Origin of the sequence: Streptococcus sp. SR1 (assembly GCF_000526075.1) — a bacterium.
Lineage (GTDB): Bacteria > Bacillota > Bacilli > Lactobacillales > Streptococcaceae > Streptococcus > Streptococcus halitosis.
The window spans coordinates 1-16,413 of record NZ_JATR01000026.1 but is presented as its reverse complement, the minus strand read 5'-3'; the positions used below and the strand labels follow the sequence as shown (position 1 = coordinate 16,413).

General features: G+C 41.1%; 18 protein-coding genes. 15 read left to right on the top strand and 3 right to left on the bottom strand.

Annotated elements, in window-relative coordinates; all coding sequences use genetic code 11:
* Positions 1–59: 59 nt before the first annotated feature.
* From HMPREF1518_RS09660 to HMPREF1518_RS09590, 15 genes are all read left to right on the top strand, one after another.
* Positions 60–266 carry a hypothetical protein gene (locus HMPREF1518_RS09660; protein WP_033585765.1) on the top strand — a complete coding sequence of 69 codons (207 nt, stop codon included), beginning with the start codon at positions 60–62 and terminating at the stop codon, positions 264–266.
* Entirely contained in the window at positions 263–457 is a 195-nt protein-coding gene (locus HMPREF1518_RS09655) for a hypothetical protein (protein WP_033585764.1), read from the top strand. The genes HMPREF1518_RS09660 and HMPREF1518_RS09655 overlap by 4 nt, the downstream gene beginning before the upstream one ends.
* Positions 444–1,319: an ABC transporter ATP-binding protein gene (locus HMPREF1518_RS09650; protein ID WP_033585763.1), complete on the top strand. Its 876-nt coding sequence runs from the start codon at positions 444–446 to the stop codon at positions 1,317–1,319. The genes HMPREF1518_RS09655 and HMPREF1518_RS09650 overlap by 14 nt, the downstream gene beginning before the upstream one ends.
* A gap of 12 nt (positions 1,320–1,331) precedes the next feature.
* The gene (locus HMPREF1518_RS09645) at positions 1,332–2,066 is read left to right on the top strand and encodes an ABC transporter permease (protein WP_033585762.1); all 735 of its coding nucleotides are present in this window, start codon (positions 1,332–1,334) and stop codon (positions 2,064–2,066) included.
* A 4-nt stretch (positions 2,067–2,070) separates the two neighbouring features.
* Positions 2,071–3,168 (top strand): sensor histidine kinase, encoded by a 1,098-nt coding sequence (locus HMPREF1518_RS09640; RefSeq protein WP_033585761.1) that lies wholly within the window; start codon positions 2,071–2,073, stop codon positions 3,166–3,168.
* 1 nt (position 3,169) lies between these two features.
* Positions 3,170–3,769: a response regulator transcription factor gene (locus tag HMPREF1518_RS09635; RefSeq protein ID WP_000772061.1), complete on the top strand. Its 600-nt coding sequence runs from the start codon at positions 3,170–3,172 to the stop codon at positions 3,767–3,769.
* Positions 3,770–4,084: 315 nt separating this feature from the next.
* Positions 4,085–4,498 carry a 30S ribosomal protein S12 gene (rpsL, locus tag HMPREF1518_RS09630; protein ID WP_001142332.1) on the top strand — a complete coding sequence of 138 codons (414 nt, stop codon included), beginning with the start codon at positions 4,085–4,087 and terminating at the stop codon, positions 4,496–4,498.
* 19 nt (positions 4,499–4,517) lie between these two features.
* Positions 4,518–4,988: a 30S ribosomal protein S7 gene (gene rpsG / locus HMPREF1518_RS09625; protein WP_000087876.1), complete on the top strand. Its 471-nt coding sequence runs from the start codon at positions 4,518–4,520 to the stop codon at positions 4,986–4,988.
* 276 nt (positions 4,989–5,264) lie between these two features.
* The gene (gene fusA / locus HMPREF1518_RS09620; protein WP_000090342.1) at positions 5,265–7,346 is read left to right on the top strand and encodes an elongation factor G; all 2,082 of its coding nucleotides are present in this window, start codon (positions 5,265–5,267) and stop codon (positions 7,344–7,346) included.
* A gap of 330 nt (positions 7,347–7,676) precedes the next feature.
* Positions 7,677–9,377 (top strand): acetolactate synthase large subunit, encoded by a 1,701-nt coding sequence (locus HMPREF1518_RS09615; protein ID WP_033585760.1) that lies wholly within the window; start codon positions 7,677–7,679, stop codon positions 9,375–9,377.
* Positions 9,370–9,846, top strand: a complete 477-nt coding sequence (ilvN, locus tag HMPREF1518_RS09610; protein WP_001253806.1) for an acetolactate synthase small subunit — start codon at positions 9,370–9,372, stop codon at positions 9,844–9,846. Before HMPREF1518_RS09615 ends, ilvN begins: the two co-directional genes overlap by 8 nt.
* 91 nt (positions 9,847–9,937) lie before the next feature.
* The gene (gene ilvC, locus HMPREF1518_RS09605) at positions 9,938–10,960 is read left to right on the top strand and encodes a ketol-acid reductoisomerase (protein ID WP_000290683.1); all 1,023 of its coding nucleotides are present in this window, start codon (positions 9,938–9,940) and stop codon (positions 10,958–10,960) included.
* 76 nt (positions 10,961–11,036) lie between these two features.
* Positions 11,037–12,287 (top strand): threonine ammonia-lyase IlvA, encoded by a 1,251-nt coding sequence (gene ilvA / locus HMPREF1518_RS09600; RefSeq protein ID WP_033585759.1) that lies wholly within the window; start codon positions 11,037–11,039, stop codon positions 12,285–12,287.
* Positions 12,288–12,369: 82 nt separating this feature from the next.
* Complete coding sequence (locus tag HMPREF1518_RS09595) at positions 12,370–13,266, top strand: SPFH domain-containing protein (RefSeq protein ID WP_000244068.1); 897 nt, start codon at positions 12,370–12,372, stop codon at positions 13,264–13,266.
* A gap of 106 nt (positions 13,267–13,372) precedes the next feature.
* Positions 13,373–13,588, top strand: a complete 216-nt coding sequence (locus tag HMPREF1518_RS09590; protein WP_000241003.1) for a capsule biosynthesis transcriptional regulator — start codon at positions 13,373–13,375, stop codon at positions 13,586–13,588.
* Between the two features lie 92 nt (positions 13,589–13,680).
* Here the strand turns inward: HMPREF1518_RS09590 and HMPREF1518_RS09585 are convergent, their stop codons facing one another.
* The 3 genes from HMPREF1518_RS09585 to HMPREF1518_RS09575 all read right to left on the bottom strand — a co-directional run.
* Positions 13,681–14,421 (bottom strand): amino acid ABC transporter ATP-binding protein, encoded by a 741-nt coding sequence (locus tag HMPREF1518_RS09585; RefSeq protein ID WP_000193355.1) that lies wholly within the window; start codon positions 14,419–14,421, stop codon positions 13,681–13,683.
* Positions 14,418–15,986: an ABC transporter substrate-binding protein/permease gene (locus HMPREF1518_RS09580; RefSeq protein WP_033585758.1), complete on the bottom strand. Its 1,569-nt coding sequence runs from the start codon at positions 15,984–15,986 to the stop codon at positions 14,418–14,420. The genes HMPREF1518_RS09585 and HMPREF1518_RS09580 overlap by 4 nt, the downstream gene beginning before the upstream one ends.
* A gap of 185 nt (positions 15,987–16,171) precedes the next feature.
* Positions 16,172–16,413: IS3 family transposase (locus HMPREF1518_RS09575; protein ID WP_033585757.1), on the bottom strand; the 242-nt coding region annotated here is incomplete at its 5' end.

The window sequence follows — 16,413 nt, the reverse complement described above, 5'->3', positions numbered from 1 at the left end:
TCCTAGTGACAGAAGCATCTAGCTCCGCTAACTTCAAAAGCCTATAATTGAAGTATGAAATGGAGGAAGAAGAAATGAAAAATAAAATGATTGTCGCAGTGAGTTTAGTAGCAGCAGGAGTTATGACCTATCTCATGTTTTCAGGATTGGACGAGGGTTTCTACCATTTTCCTTGGGAGCTCTTTGCTGGCTTTGGGATAATGTCTTGGCTTGTCAGAGAAAGTTTGAAATTGGTCAGAGATGTGAAAAAGGAGTTTGAGGAATGAAAAAAGCAATCATCTATTTCTTTATCAGCCTATCACTCTTGGTATGGTTAGTGGAAATGTTTACTGGTTGGTTTGACCAAACCGTGCTTCGCCAATTTATTCGTGGTGCTTGGGGTTTTGGGTTTATGATTTTCGTCGTTTTCCCTATGGGAATGAAGTGGTTGAAAGGAGAATCTCATGGCTGTGATTAAAGTTGAGAAATTGAGTAAGAAAATAAAAGACAAGGAGATCTTGCGGAACATCTCCTTTGAAATCAACAATGGTGAGTGTGTCGCCTTGATAGGACCTAACGGAGCAGGAAAGACAACCTTGATTGATTGCCTCTTGGGTGACAAGTTCATGAGTTCAGGTCAGATAGCCATTCAAGGCTTTGCACCAACAGATCCTCGATTAAAACAGCTTATTTCTGTCTTACCCCAAGAAAATGCAGTTGTTCAAAGCTTGAAAGTGAAAGAACTTCTATCATTTTTCAAGTCACTTTATCCCGACAACCTTTCAGACAAAGAAATTGATGACTTGTTGAGATTCTCAGACAAGCAGAAAAATCAGCTAGCGGGCAAGTTGTCTGGTGGGCAAAAACGTTTGTTCTCTTTCGTGTTGGCTTTAATAGGTCGTCCGAAAATTCTATTTTTAGACGAACCAACTGCAGCCATGGATACGTCGACACGTCAGCATTTTTGGGAAATTGTCAATCAGTTAAAGAAAAATGGTGTCACCATTGTCTATTCTTCTCACTATATCGAAGAGGTAGAACATACGGCTGACCGCATTTTGGTGCTCCATAAGGGAGAATTGATTCGCGATACGACGCCTTATGCCATGCGTGGTGAAGAACAGGAAAAACACTTTACCGTGCCTCTAACTTATCAGGAAGTTATCAGCACTTTGGACCAGGTTCAAGAGCTTGAAATCAAGCAAAATGCTCTTTCCTTCACAACCAAAGAAGCCAGCCAGGTATGGGAAGCCTTGCAAGAACAGGGCTGCACGATCGAAGAAATTGAAGTTCGCAATCGAACTCTCTTAGACAGTATCTTCGAAACGACTCAAGACTAAAGGAGATTGACGATGAAAAATATGACAAGTCTCATGAAAGTGGAAATCATTCTGATGAAACGGCAAGCAGTCTACTACTTGCTATCCATCGGACTTCCAAGTGTGTTTTACCTTATCTTTTCTGGTATGATGTCAGGGTCAGATGTTCCAGAAATTGTTCTTCAAGCCTACCTTTTTGCCATGACGCTCTTTAGTATCATGTCAAGTGCTTTTTTCAGTATCCCTAGCACACTCGAGTCTGATAAGACAAACAACTGGCAAAAATTGATTCAACATTCTCCTGTATCTATGGTAGAATATTATGTATCAAAACTGTTCAGTACGCTACTGACTTTCTTGTTATCAATTATTGTTGTCTTTTCGGTTGGTCATTTTGTCCGTGGAGTGACTCTGCCTTGGATTGATTGGTTGGTGATTGGAGTTATTTTGCTGATCGGCAGCGTGGTCTTTATCAGCATGGGTGTCTTGGTGAGCTTGCTTCCCAGTGCTCAACTGATGACGGTTATTGGAAATATTGCCTATATTGCTTTGGCTGTCCTAGGTGGACTGTGGTTTCCTTTGAATTCCTTCCCAGAATGGCTCCAATCTATTGGAAAACTGACTCCAACCTATCAACTGATGCAGGTTGTCTCTACTTATTTGGAGCACCACGAGTTTAACATTCTTGCTGTCTTAGTTGTGCTAGGTTATACAGTTTTCTTTAGTGTATTGGTAATCCAACTGAAAAAACGGATCGAGGTAAAATAAATCTATGTTGGAAAAATTAAAAAACACTCATTATATGTTTCATATTTCAATAGTGTTTATCATCTTTCCTATAGCGGGTGTCATCGTTGGAGAGTACCCGCTTTTAACCTTGTTATGGACCCTACTATTTGTACTTGCCTTCTATTCGGTTTTAATCAGTCAGAATCGCACCGTGCAGTGGCTAGCATGGTGGTCCATGCTTGTCTACATTTTTTATACATCGGTTTGGCTGAATTCGGGTTTCACATGGTTTATCTTTTATTTATCCAATCTCCTTATTTATGAGCTGGATGAGATTTCTTTTCACTCTTGGCGTTTTGTCAGCTTTGTTGTCTTGCAGCCATTGATTCTAACAGGGATTTATATGGTCGATCAAGTTAGTCCCTGGCAACTGCTCTTTTTCTTGGTGACCTTTGTCTTTTCTGATGCCTTGACCTTCGGTCTTTATCGGATTCAGGTATCTGAACAGATAAAAGAAGAAAAGATGAAACAAAATGCCAAACTCAGTTTTTTCTTGGCTGAAAATGAACGCAGTCGTATCGGTCAGGATCTTCATGACAGCCTAGGTCATACCTTTGCCATGTTGAGTGTGAAGACAGATCTTGCCCTCCAGCTTCTTCAAATGCAGGCCTATCCTCAAGTGGAAAAAGAATTAAAAGAAATTCATCAGATCAGTAAAGAATCCATGAATGAAGTTCGTACAATTATCGAAAATCTTAAAACCAGAACTCTAGCTTCCGAATTTGCGACTGTTAAAAAAATGCTGGAAATTGCAGGAATTGAAACGGAAATCAATCACCAACTAGATACAGCTAGCCTTACTCAGGAATTAGAATCAACGGCCTCCATGATTTTACTTGAGTTAGTGACCAACATCATCAAACATGCTAAAGCATCGAAAGCTTACTTGAAATTAGAACGAACTGAGAAAGAACTCATTCTAACAGTGAGAGATGATGGATGTGGCTTTGCTTCTTTAAAAGGAGATGAGCTCCATACCGTTCGAGACCGTGTCCTTCCTTTTTCAGGAGAAGTAACAGTGATCAGTCAGAAACAGCCGACTGAAGTGCAGGTTCGACTACCTTATAAGGAGAGAAACTAAGATGAAACTACTTGTTGCAGAAGATCAAAGTATGTTGCGAGATGCTATGTGCCAGTTGCTTACCTTTCAACCAGATGTAGATTCTGTCCTACAAGCCAAGGATGGCCAAGAAGCAATCCAACTTTTAGAAAAAGAGTCTGTGGATATCGCCATTCTTGACGTAGAAATGCCTGTTAAGACAGGCCTCGAAGTGCTGGAGTGGATACGAGCAGAAAAGCTAGAAACAAAGGTGGTTGTGGTGACGACCTTCAAGCGTCCCGGATATTTTGAACGTGCGGTCAAGGCTGGAGTGGATGCTTATGTCTTAAAAGAAAGAAGCATTGCAGACCTCATGCAAACCTTGCACACTGTTCTTGAAGGGCGTAAGGAATATTCGCCTGAATTGATGGAAGTGGTGATGACGCACCCCAATCCGTTAACAGAGCAAGAAATCGCTGTTTTAAAGGGAATCGCTCAGGGTTTGTCTAATCAAGAAATCGCGGATCAGCTTTATCTATCAAATGGAACCGTCCGAAACTATGTCACCAATATTCTTTCGAAACTAGATGCTGGTAATCGAACAGAGGCAGCCAACATCGCAAAAGAATCTGGTTGGCTTTGATAAGAAAGATAAAAAACAACTCAAATGATTACTAAATCGAAGGAAATCCATACTAGAATGTAGGAGGCAGATTGCCTCCTTTTTTGTTTAGAAAAGCGGTGAAAACTAGTGTCAAAGAGTTAAAAGATCAGAATAAAAATGAAAAATATCTTGACAATGAAGGGAAAATTGTGTTACAATAATAGACGGTACTTTTTACTTTTGGTCTCTCAAAAGTGTACAGGGACGTGCTGACAAATGTTGCAAAAGTACACACAGATGGTAGCTGTCACCAAGTGTATCATCACCAAAAATAAAAAACACAGGAGAATGTAGATGCCTACAATTAACCAATTGGTTCGCAAACCGCGTAAATCAAAAGTAGAAAAATCTAAATCACCAGCTTTGAACGTTGGTTACAACAGTCATAAAAAAGTTCAAACAAACGTTTCTTCACCACAAAAACGTGGTGTTGCAACTCGTGTTGGAACAATGACACCTAAAAAACCTAACTCTGCCCTTCGTAAATTTGCTCGTGTACGTTTGAGCAACCTTATCGAAGTTACTGCCTACATCCCAGGTATCGGACACAACTTGCAAGAGCACAGCGTGGTGCTTCTTCGTGGTGGACGTGTAAAAGACCTTCCAGGGGTACGTTACCATATCGTCCGTGGTGCACTTGATACTGCAGGTGTTAACGATCGTAAACAAGGCCGTTCTAAATACGGTACTAAACGTCCAAAAGCATAAGGAAAGGGGATAAAGAGAAATGAGTCGTAAAAATAGAGCTCCAAAACGTGACGTATTGCCAGATCCGCTTTACAATTCACAACTAGTTACTCGTCTTATCAACCGCGTTATGCTTGATGGTAAACGTGGTACAGCTGCTTCAATCGTTTACGGTGCTTTTGAGCAAATCAAAGAAGTTACTGGCAACGATGCACTTGAAGTATTTGAAACAGCAATGGAAAACATCATGCCTGTACTTGAAGTACGTGCACGTCGTGTTGGTGGATCTAACTACCAAGTCCCAGTTGAAGTTCGCCCAGAACGTCGTACAACACTTGGACTTCGTTGGTTGGTAACCATCGCTCGTCTTCGTGGTGAACACACAATGCAAGACCGTCTTGCAAAAGAAATCTTGGATGCTGCTAACAACACTGGTGCAGCAGTTAAGAAACGTGAAGACACTCACCGTATGGCTGAAGCTAACCGTGCCTTCGCACACTTCCGTTGGTAAGATAGGATACGAAAGCGTTAAGAAAGTCCCAGAGAAAATAGGGAATCGAAGTAGGTTGCGATTGCAACCAATGAGATTCATCTTTTTCTCCAGACTTTTAGCTTGAGTTCAACTCGGCTAATTAACTTTAGCCCGAGTTCAATTCAACTTGTCTACAAGTTGAAACCAACAAAAACAAGATAAACATTGAGAACGGGTAGGTCCTGCCTATCCGTTTTTATTAAAATCGTGTTATAATAGAATAGAAATCAAAAATAAATAGGAGAAACAAACCTCATGGCACGCGAATTTTCACTTGAAAAAACTCGTAATATCGGTATCATGGCTCACGTCGATGCCGGTAAAACAACAACTACTGAGCGTATTCTTTACTACACTGGTAAAATCCACAAAATCGGTGAAACTCACGAAGGTGCGTCACAAATGGACTGGATGGAGCAAGAGCAAGAACGTGGTATCACTATCACATCTGCTGCGACAACAGCTCAATGGAACAACCACCGCGTAAACATCATCGACACACCAGGGCACGTGGACTTCACAATCGAAGTACAACGTTCTCTTCGTGTATTGGACGGTGCGGTTACCGTTCTTGACTCACAATCAGGTGTTGAGCCTCAAACTGAAACAGTTTGGCGTCAAGCAACTGAGTACGGAGTTCCACGTATCGTATTTGCTAACAAGATGGACAAAATCGGTGCTGACTTCCTTTACTCAGTAAGCACACTTCATGACCGTCTTCAAGCAAATGCACACCCAATCCAATTGCCAATCGGTGCTGAAGATGATTTCCGTGGTATCATCGACTTGATCAAGATGAAAGCTGAAATCTATACAAACGACCTTGGTACAGATATCCTTGAAGAGGATATTCCAGCTGAATATCTTGAACAAGCACAAGAATACCGTGAAAAATTGATCGAAGCAGTTGCTGAAACTGATGAAGATTTGATGATGAAATACCTCGAAGGTGAAGAAATCACTAACGAAGAATTGAAAGCGGGTATCCGTAAAGCTACTATCAATGTTGAATTCTTCCCAGTATTGTGTGGTTCTGCCTTCAAAAACAAAGGTGTTCAATTGATGCTTGATGCGGTTATCGACTACCTTCCAAGCCCACTTGACATCCCAGCAATCAAAGGTGTTAACCCAGATACAGATGAAGAAGAAACTCGTCCAGCATCTGACGAAGAGCCATTTGCAGCTCTTGCCTTCAAGATCATGACAGACCCATTCGTAGGTCGTTTGACATTCTTCCGTGTTTACTCAGGTGTTCTTCAATCAGGTTCATACGTATTGAATACTTCTAAAGGTAAACGTGAACGTATCGGACGTATCCTTCAAATGCACGCTAACAGCCGTAAAGAAATCGACACTGTTTACTCAGGTGATATCGCTGCTGCCGTTGGTTTGAAAGATACGACAACTGGTGACTCATTGACTGATGAAAAAGCTAAAATCATCCTTGAATCAATCGACGTTCCAGAACCAGTTATCCAATTGATGGTTGAGCCAAAATCTAAAGCAGACCAAGACAAGATGGGTATCGCTCTTCAAAAATTGGCTGAAGAAGATCCAACATTCCGCGTTGAAACAAACGTTGAAACTGGTGAAACAGTTATCTCTGGTATGGGTGAGCTTCACCTTGACGTCCTTGTTGACCGTATGCGTCGTGAGTTTAAAGTTGAAGCGAACGTAGGTGCTCCTCAAGTATCTTACCGTGAAACATTCCGCGCTTCTACTCAAGCACGTGGATTCTTCAAACGTCAGTCTGGTGGTAAAGGTCAATTCGGTGATGTATGGATTGAATTTACTCCAAACGAAGAAGGTAAAGGATTCGAATTTGAAAACGCAATCGTCGGTGGTGTGGTTCCTCGTGAATTTATCCCAGCGGTTGAAAAAGGTCTTGTAGAAGCAATGGCTAACGGTGTTCTTGCAGGTTACCCAATTGTTGACGTTAAAGCTAAACTTTACGATGGTTCATACCACGATGTCGACTCATCTGAAACTGCCTTCAAGATTGCTGCATCTCTTGCACTTAAAGAAGCTGCTAAGACTGCACAACCAGCTATCCTTGAACCAATGATGCTTGTAACAATCACTGTTCCAGAAGAAAACCTTGGTGATGTTATGGGTCACGTAACTGCTCGTCGTGGACGTGTAGATGGTATGGAAGCACACGGTAACAGCCAAATCGTTCGTGCTTACGTTCCACTTGCTGAAATGTTCGGTTACGCAACAGTTCTTCGTTCTGCATCTCAAGGACGTGGTACATTCATGATGGTATTTGACCACTATGAAGATGTACCTAAGTCAGTACAAGAAGAAATCATTAAGAAAAACAAAGGTGAAGAATAATCTGTCTTCGCAATAGAAGGAAGTCACTTAGTAGCTTCCTTTTTTATTACCTTTATTTCACACAGATTTGCTGGATATATTATGGAAATTTAGGAATTAAATGAAAATCTTGCCAACTTCCATCCCATATACGAAGAAATTAGACTGATTTAATAAATGAAAGCAAGGAAAAGTTCCTTATTTTGATGATATGTTAATAAAAATGATAAAAAAGTTCATAAATACACTTTTAGATAGAAAATTCAGAAAATTGCTTCTTTTGTCTTGAAAATTTTTGAAAAAATGGTATGATAGTAACAAGCTATTTTTAAGAGAAGAGAAAGGGGAACAATGGAGAAAATCAGTTTAGAATCTCCTAAGACGGGGTCGGATCTAGTTTTGGAAACACTTCGTGATTTAGGAATTGATACCATATTTGGCTATCCTGGTGGTGCAGTCTTACCTTTGTATGATGCGATATACAATTTTAAAGGCATTCGTCACATTTTAGGACGCCATGAGCAAGGTTGTTTGCACGAAGCTGAAGGATATGCCAAATCAACTGGAAAGTTGGGTGTTGCTGTCGTCACGAGTGGACCAGGAGCTACAAATGCCATTACAGGGATTGCAGATGCCATGAGCGATAGCGTTCCCCTTTTGGTCTTTACGGGTCAGGTGGCGCGAGCAGGGATTGGGAAGGATGCCTTTCAGGAGGCGGATATTGTCGGTATTACCATGCCCATTACCAAGTACAATTACCAAGTTCGTGAGACAGCTGATATTCCTCGTATCATTACGGAAGCTGTCCATATCGCGACCACAGGTCGTCCAGGTCCAGTCGTGATTGACTTGCCTAAGGATGTATCTGCTCTTGAAACAGACTTCATCTATTCACCCGAAGTGAATTTGCCAAGTTATCAACCGACTCTAGAGCCAAATGACATGCAAATCAAGAAAATTTTGAAGCAATTGTCAAAAGCCAAGAAGCCTGTTTTATTGGCAGGTGGTGGAGTTAGTTATGCAGAAGCAGCTACAGAACTCAATGAATTTGCTGAACGTTACCAAATCCCAGTAGTGACCAGTCTTTTGGGGCAAGGTACGATTGCAACGAGTCATCCCCTCTTCCTAGGGATGGGAGGCATGCACGGTTCTTTCGCGGCCAACATTGCAATGACTGAAGCGGACTTTATGATTAGTATTGGTTGCCGTTTCGATGACCGATTGACTGGAAATCCCAAGACCTTCGCGAAGAATGCTAAGGTTGCTCACATTGATATTGACCCAGCTGAGATTGGTAAGATTATCAGTGCAGATATTCCTGTGGTGGGGGATGCTAAGAAAGCCTTGCAGATGTTGTTGGCAGAGCCAACTGTTCATAACAATACTGAGAAATGGATTGAAAAAGTCACCAAGGACAAGAATCGAGTCCGTTCTTATGATAAGAAAGAACGTGTGGTTCAACCGCAGGCCGTTATTGAATGCATCGGTGAGTTGACGAATGGAGATGCCATTGTTGTAACTGATGTTGGTCAACACCAAATGTGGACGGCTCAGTATTATCCTTACCAAAATGAGCGCCAGTTAGTCACTTCAGGTGGTTTGGGTACCATGGGATTCGGAGTTCCTGCAGCTATCGGAGCTAAGATTGCCAATCCGGAAAAAGAGGTCATCCTTTTTGTCGGTGATGGTGGTTTCCAAATGACCAACCAAGAGCTAGCAATCCTAAACATCTACAAGGTGCCGATTAAGGTTGTCATGTTGAATAACCACTCACTAGGAATGGTTCGTCAGTGGCAGGAATCCTTCTATGAGGGTAGAACTTCAGAATCAGTCTTTGATACACTTCCTGACTTCCAGCTGATGGCACAGGCTTACGGCATCAAAAACTATAAATTTGATAATCCAGAGACGATAGAGAAGGATCTAGAAGTCATTCTGGAGGATGTGCCCATGTTTATCGAGGTGGATATTTCTCGTAAGGAACAGGTCTTACCGATGGTACCAGCTGGTAAGAGTAATCATGAGATGTTGGGGGTGAAGTTCCATGCGTAGAATGTTAACAGCAAAACTACAAAATCGTTCAGGAGTTTTGAATCGTTTTACAGGTGTCCTTTCACGTCGTCAAGTCAATATTGAGAGTATCTCAGTTGGTGCGACAGAGAATCCTGATGTATCACGGATTACCATCATTATCGATGTAGCTTCACACGATGAAGTAGAGCAAATCATTAAACAGCTCAATCGTCAGATTGATGTGATTCGCATTCGAGATATCACAGATAAACCACACTTGGAAAGAGAAGTTATCTTGGTGAAGGTATCTGCTCCTGCTGAAAAGCGTGCAGAAATCTTGGCCATTATCCAACCTTTCCGTGCAACGGTAGTAGATGTGGCTCCAAGCTCCATCACTATTCAGATGACTGGAAATGCTGAAAAGAGTGAAGCTTTATTGCGAGTGATTCGACCATATGGTATTAAAAATATCGCTCGTACGGGTGCAACTGGATTTACCCGCGACTAATACTCTTAGATTTTCAATGAGTATAAAATCCAGCATAAATTTGTTTAACCGGCCTATAAGGCAATAAAAAATAGAAAAGAGAGAAAAAACTATGGCAGTTCAAATGGAATACGAAAAAGATGTTAAAGTAGCAGCACTTGACGGTAAAAAAATCGCCGTAATCGGTTATGGTTCACAAGGACATGCGCATGCGCAAAACTTGCGTGATTCAGGTCGCGATGTCATCATCGGTGTACGTCCTGGTAAATCTTTTGACAAAGCAAAAGAAGATGGATTTGACACTTATACAGTAGCAGAAGCCACTAAATTGGCTGACGTTATCATGATTTTGGCACCAGACGAAATCCAACAAGAATTGTACGAAGCAGAAATCGCTCCAAACTTGGAAGCTGGAAATGCAGTTGGATTTGCCCATGGTTTTAACATCCACTTTGAATTTATCAAAGTTCCTGCAGATGTAGATGTCTTCATGTGTGCTCCTAAAGGGCCAGGACACTTGGTACGTCGTACTTACGAAGAAGGTTTTGGTGTTCCAGCTCTTTATGCAGTATACCAAGACGCTACGGGAAATGCGAAAAATATTGCTATGGACTGGTGTAAAGGTGTTGGAGCAGCTCGTGTTGGTTTGCTTGAAACAACTTACAAAGAAGAAACTGAAGAAGATTTGTTTGGTGAACAAGCCGTACTTTGTGGTGGTTTGACTGCCCTTATTGAAGCAGGCTTTGAAGTCTTGACAGAAGCAGGATACGCCCCAGAATTGGCTTACTTTGAAGTTCTTCATGAAATGAAATTGATCGTTGACTTGATCTATGAAGGTGGATTCAAGAAAATGCGTCAATCAATTTCTAACACTGCTGAATACGGTGACTATGTATCAGGTCCACGTGTGATTACTGAGCAAGTTAAAGAAAATATGAAAGCTGTCTTGGCAGATATCCAAAATGGTAAATTTGCAAATGACTTTGTAAATGACTACAAGGCTGGACGTCCAAAATTGACTGCTTACCGTGAACAAGCAGCGAACCTTGAAATTGAAAAAGTTGGTGCAGAATTGCGTAAAGCAATGCCTTTCGTTGGTAAAAACGACGATGATGCATTCAAAATCTATAACTAATTGATAGAAATTAAGGTGAAGGCGAGTTGGGGGACTAACTCGCTTTTTATCTTAAAAAGTATTTGAGGAGGGGACAATGCTAAGTGCAAAAGACGTGGTGAAAGCTCACAAAGTATTGAGTGGTGTAGTAGTCAATACTCCGCTTGATTATGACCATTATTTATCGGAGAAGTATGGTGCTAAGATTTATTTGAAGAAGGAGAATGCCCAGCGTGTTCGTTCCTTTAAGATTCGCGGAGCCTATTATGCCATTTCTCAACTATCAAAAGAAGAACGTGAGCGTGGTGTAGTCTGTGCCTCTGCGGGAAATCACGCTCAAGGCGTCGCCTATACTTGTAATGAGATGAAGATTCCTGCAACCATCTTTATGCCCATCACAACACCGCAACAAAAGATTGGACAGGTCCGCTTTTTTGGTGGAGACTTCGTGACCATTAAACTAGTTGGAGATACCTTTGATGCCTCAGCTAAAGCAGCTCAAGAATTTACAGTTTCTGAAAATCGTACCTTTATTGATCCCTTTGATGATGCTCATGTCCAAGCAGGTCAAGGGACTGTCGCTTATGAAATTCTTGAAGAAGCTCGTAAAGAGTCTATCGATTTTGATACAGTACTTGTACCAGTAGGCGGTGGCGGATTGATTGCTGGTGTTTCTACTTATATTAAGGAAACCAATCCGACTATTGAAGTGATCGGGGTAGAAGCTAATGGGGCCCGCTCTATGAAAGCTGCCTTTGAAGCTGGAGGACCAGTTAAACTCAAAGAAATCGACAAATTTGCTGATGGTATAGCTGTGCAGAAAGTTGGACAACTAACCTATGAAGCGACCTGTCAGAATGTTGAAACGCTGATTGGGGTGGACGAGGGCTTGATTTCTGAAACCTTGATTGATCTTTATTCCAAACAAGGAATTGTAGCAGAACCAGCCGGAGCTGCCAGCGTTGCAGCCTTGGAAGTTTTATCAGACTATATCAAAGGCAAGACGATCTGCTGTATCATTTCTGGAGGAAATAACGATATCAACCGTATGCCAGAGATGGAAGAACGTGCCTTGATTTACGATGGAATCAAGCATTACTTTGTAGTGAATTTCCCACAACGTCCAGGAGCTCTCCGAGAGTTTGTAAATGACATTTTGGGGCCAAATGATGACATCACTCGTTTTGAATATATCAAACGAGCAAGCAAGGGGACAGGCCCTGTATTGATTGGGGTAGCTCTTGCCAATAAGCATGATTATGCTGGATTGATTCATCGAATGGAAAAGTTCGACCCGTCTTATATTAATTTGAATGGAAATGAAACATTGTATAACATGTTAGTTTAAACTAAAATAAAATTATTATCATATTATTTGCGTAATGATAACGATGGTGTTATAATGAGGTTGATGAAAGGGGGAGATTCCCATGGTTTTACAAATTTTACTTGTTGTATTGATTTTAGTGGTGATTGCATCAGTGATTACGATTAGTTCTGTATATGTGGTACGACAACAATCTGTCGCTATTATAGAACGCTTTGGTAAATACCAAAAGTTGAGCAATAGTGGTATTCATTTGCGGGCTCCCTTTGGGATTGATAGAATTGCAGCAAGAGTACAACTACGCTTGTTGCAGAGTGAAATCGTTGTAGAGACAAAGACGCAAGATAATGTATTTGTAACGATGAATGTGGCAACTCAGTATCGAGTGAATGAAAATAATGTCACAGATGCTTATTATAAATTGATGCGTCCAGAAGCCCAAATCAAATCCTATATTGAAGATGCTTTGCGTTCATCTGTACCAAAGCTAACCCTAGATGAGTTGTTTGAGAAGAAGGATGAAATCGCCTTAGAAGTTCAAAAACAAGTGGCTGAAGAAATGTCTACGTATGGGTATATCATTGTCAAAACGCTGATTACTAAGGTTGAACCTGATGCTGAAGTAAAACAATCAATGAATGAAATTAACGCGGCTCAACGTAAGAGAGTTGCGGCGCAAGAGCTTGCTGAAGCAGATAAGATTAAGATCGTGACCGCAGCAGAAGCAGAAGCAGAAAAAGATCGCCTACATGGTGTAGGGATTGCAGAACAGCGTAAAGCGATTGTTGACGGACTGGCTGATTCTATCAAAGAGTTAAAGGGAGCTAATGTTGAGCTGACTGAAGAACAAATCATGTCTATCCTATTAACGAACCAGTATTTAGATACGTTGAATAATTTTGCAGAAAAAGAAGGTAATAATACAATCTTCCTACCAGCAAATCCTAATGGAGTTGAGGATATAAGAACTCATATATTATCGGCTTTAAAAGCCAAATAAAAATATGCAGAATAATATAGTTGTGACGAATATATGTTTTTTTATTGACAGATGAAATAAAAACGTATACAATTAAGAATTGTAAAGAATAATTCAGGAGAAGAACATGGTTAAGTCAAACTTTGAAAAGGTAGAAGCAGTTGTTGGCTGGGTTCGTGATAAGAAGATTACAGGATACCGTATCTCTAAAGAAACGAATGCGCGTGAAATGTCTATCATTGCCCTAGCACAAGGACGCGCAAAAGTTAAAAATATTTCATTTGAAACAGCTCTTAGTTTAATCGATTTCTATGAAAAAAATCATGAAAAATTTGAAGATTGAACTGTGGTCACAGGCAGATTCCTGAATCGAGTCTGCCTTTTCTTTACAATTACAAACTAAAAAGACTGCATTCTTTATGCAGTCTTTATTTATTAATTGAGATAACGCTGAAGGAATTCTTTTGTCCGTTCTTCTTTAGGGTTCGTGAAGAGTTCTTCAGGTTTACCTTCTTCTGCAATGACTCCCTTGTCCATGAAGATGACACGATGGGAGACATCGCGAGCAAATTCCATTTCGTGGGTTACAACAATCATGGTCAAGCCTTCTTGAGCTAGGTCCTGCATAATTTTGAGGACTTCCCCGACCATTTCGGGGTCAAGGGCAGATGTAGGTTCGTCAAAGAGAATGGCGTCAGGATTCATGGAGAGTGCACGAGCGATAGCTACACGTTGCTTTTGTCCACCTGAAAGTTGTTTAGGCTTGGCTTGCCAGTAACGTTCTCCCATACCAACTTTTTCGAGATTCTCTTTGGCAATTTTTTCAGCTTCAGAGTGGTCGCGTTTGAGTACAGTCGTTTGGGCAACGATAGTATTTTCAAGGACATTCAGATTTTCAAAGAGATTGAAAGATTGGAAAACCATACCGAGCTTTTCACGATAATGGGTGAGGTTATAGCCTTTTTCCAGGACATTTTCTCCGCGATAGAGAATCTCTCCTCCTGTAGGTGTTTCGAGTAAATTGATTGAACGAAGGAAGGTTGATTTTCCGCTTCCCGAGCTTCCGATGATGGAAATAACCTCTCCTTTATGGACGGTGAGAGAAATGTCTTTTAGCACTTCGTTTTGCCCATAGGATTTTTTTAGGTGTTTGATTTCAAGGATTGGTTGTGTCATTTTTTCAAATCCCCCGTTTGCATTTGGTTAGCACCTGTAGTGTAAGTGTCCATGTCCATATAGCGTTCGATAAAACGTAGGATACGGGTCACAGTGAAGGTGAGGACAAAGTAAATCACTGCAATGATGGTAAAGGTCTGGAAGTATTGATAGGTTTGCGTCGCTACAGTATTTCCTGAGAAATAAAGCTCGACAACTGAAATAACGTTCAATACAGAGGTATCTTTGATATTGATGCCAAACTCATTACCAGTAGCAGGTAGAATATTACGGACAACCTGAGGAAGGACAATCTTACGCATGGTTTGATTGTGGGTCATACCAAGAGCGGTTGCAGCTTCGAACTGTCCCTTGTCAACTGCTAGAATACCACCACGAACGATTTCTGTCATGTAGGCACCCGTGTTGATTGAGACGATGAAAATGGCTGCAAGTGTCCGGTCAAGGTTGATTCCGAAAGCTTGAGCAGTTCCATAGTAGATAACCATGGATTGAACAATCATCGGTGTACCACGGAAGATTTCAATATAGACATTGAGAATCCAACCGACTAGTTTTTGTAGGCTGTAAATGGCTTTGTTTTCAGAGAGAGGAGCCGTACGGAAGACACCAATGGCAAGACCGATAATGAGACCTACGATAGTTCCGATGATTGAGATTAAAAGAGTGACACCTGCGCCGCGCACGAGCTGTTGCCAGTTTTCAGAAAGAATTTTAGCAACTTGGCTGAAGAAATTACTGCTACTTTCTTCAGTTGTTGTGGCTTCGGCAGGTTGCTCCTGAATCATACGATCCATCAGAGCAACTTGTTCATCTTTGGAGATGGTTTCAATACTCGCATTGATTTGGCTGATGCGGCTGTCATCTTTACGAAGTCCAATGGCAATAGCTGTATCTTCTTCGCCAGTTTTGAAACCGGGTTCTACTTGGACCATCTTGAACTTAGAGTTAGCGGCTTCAGCAGTCAGTGCTTCAGGGCGTTCCGAAACATAGGCATCAATAACACCGGCTTCCAGAGCTTGACGCATTTGAGCGAAGTCGCCCATAGCTGTTTCTTTTTTGGCACCTGGAATTTGAGAAATCAAATCATAAAGGTAAACACCTTGTTGAGAAGTGATTTTTGCTCCGCTAAAATCTTCCAAAGATTTGGCATTTGCATAGGCAGAGTCCTTTTTAACCAATAGAACTGGCTCGCTAGTATAGTAACTGTTTGAAAAGGCAATTTCTTGTTTACGTTCAGCGGTTGGGCTCATACCGGCAATGATCATATCGATTTTGCCAGAAGTAAGGGCTGGAACAAGTCCTTCCCACTTGGTTTTCACGACCAAAGGTTCCTTACCTAGATCTTTGGCAATCTTTTTAGCGATTTGAACATCATAGCCGTTGGCATATTGGTTGGTACCGTCGATTTTGACAGCACCATTACTATCGTCGTCTTGGGTCCAGTTGAAGGGAGCGTAAGCTGCTTCCATCCCGATGCGTAAATATTCGTCGGCTTGGACTTGGCTAACCAGTCCTAATGTAAGGGCTAGGCTAGCAAGAATAGATAAGCATAATTTTTTCATGTTTTCTCCTATTTCTAGTCTAAAAATGACTTCTCTCTATTGTATCTAAAAATGGTGAGATTTTCAATACAAGTAAGCCTTTACTTATAAAAAATGATATAATGGTGAAAAGATTGAAAGGGAACCAATTATGAAAAAAAGATGGTTGGTGACTTTGTACTGACCCCAAAAAGTTAGACAAATAATTATTGAAAGGATTTAGTTCTGTACTGCACAGGACTAAGTCCTTTTAGTTTGACTTTAATTCTTTTATTGTTGTAGTAATTGATATAGTCTACAATGGCTTGTTCCAATTGCTTAAGCGACTGAAACGACTTCTCATAGCCGTAAAACATTTCGGATTTCAAAATGCCAAAGAAGGACTCCATCATCCCATTGTCTGGGCTGTTGCCCTTGCGGGACATAGATGCTTGAATTCCCTTACTCT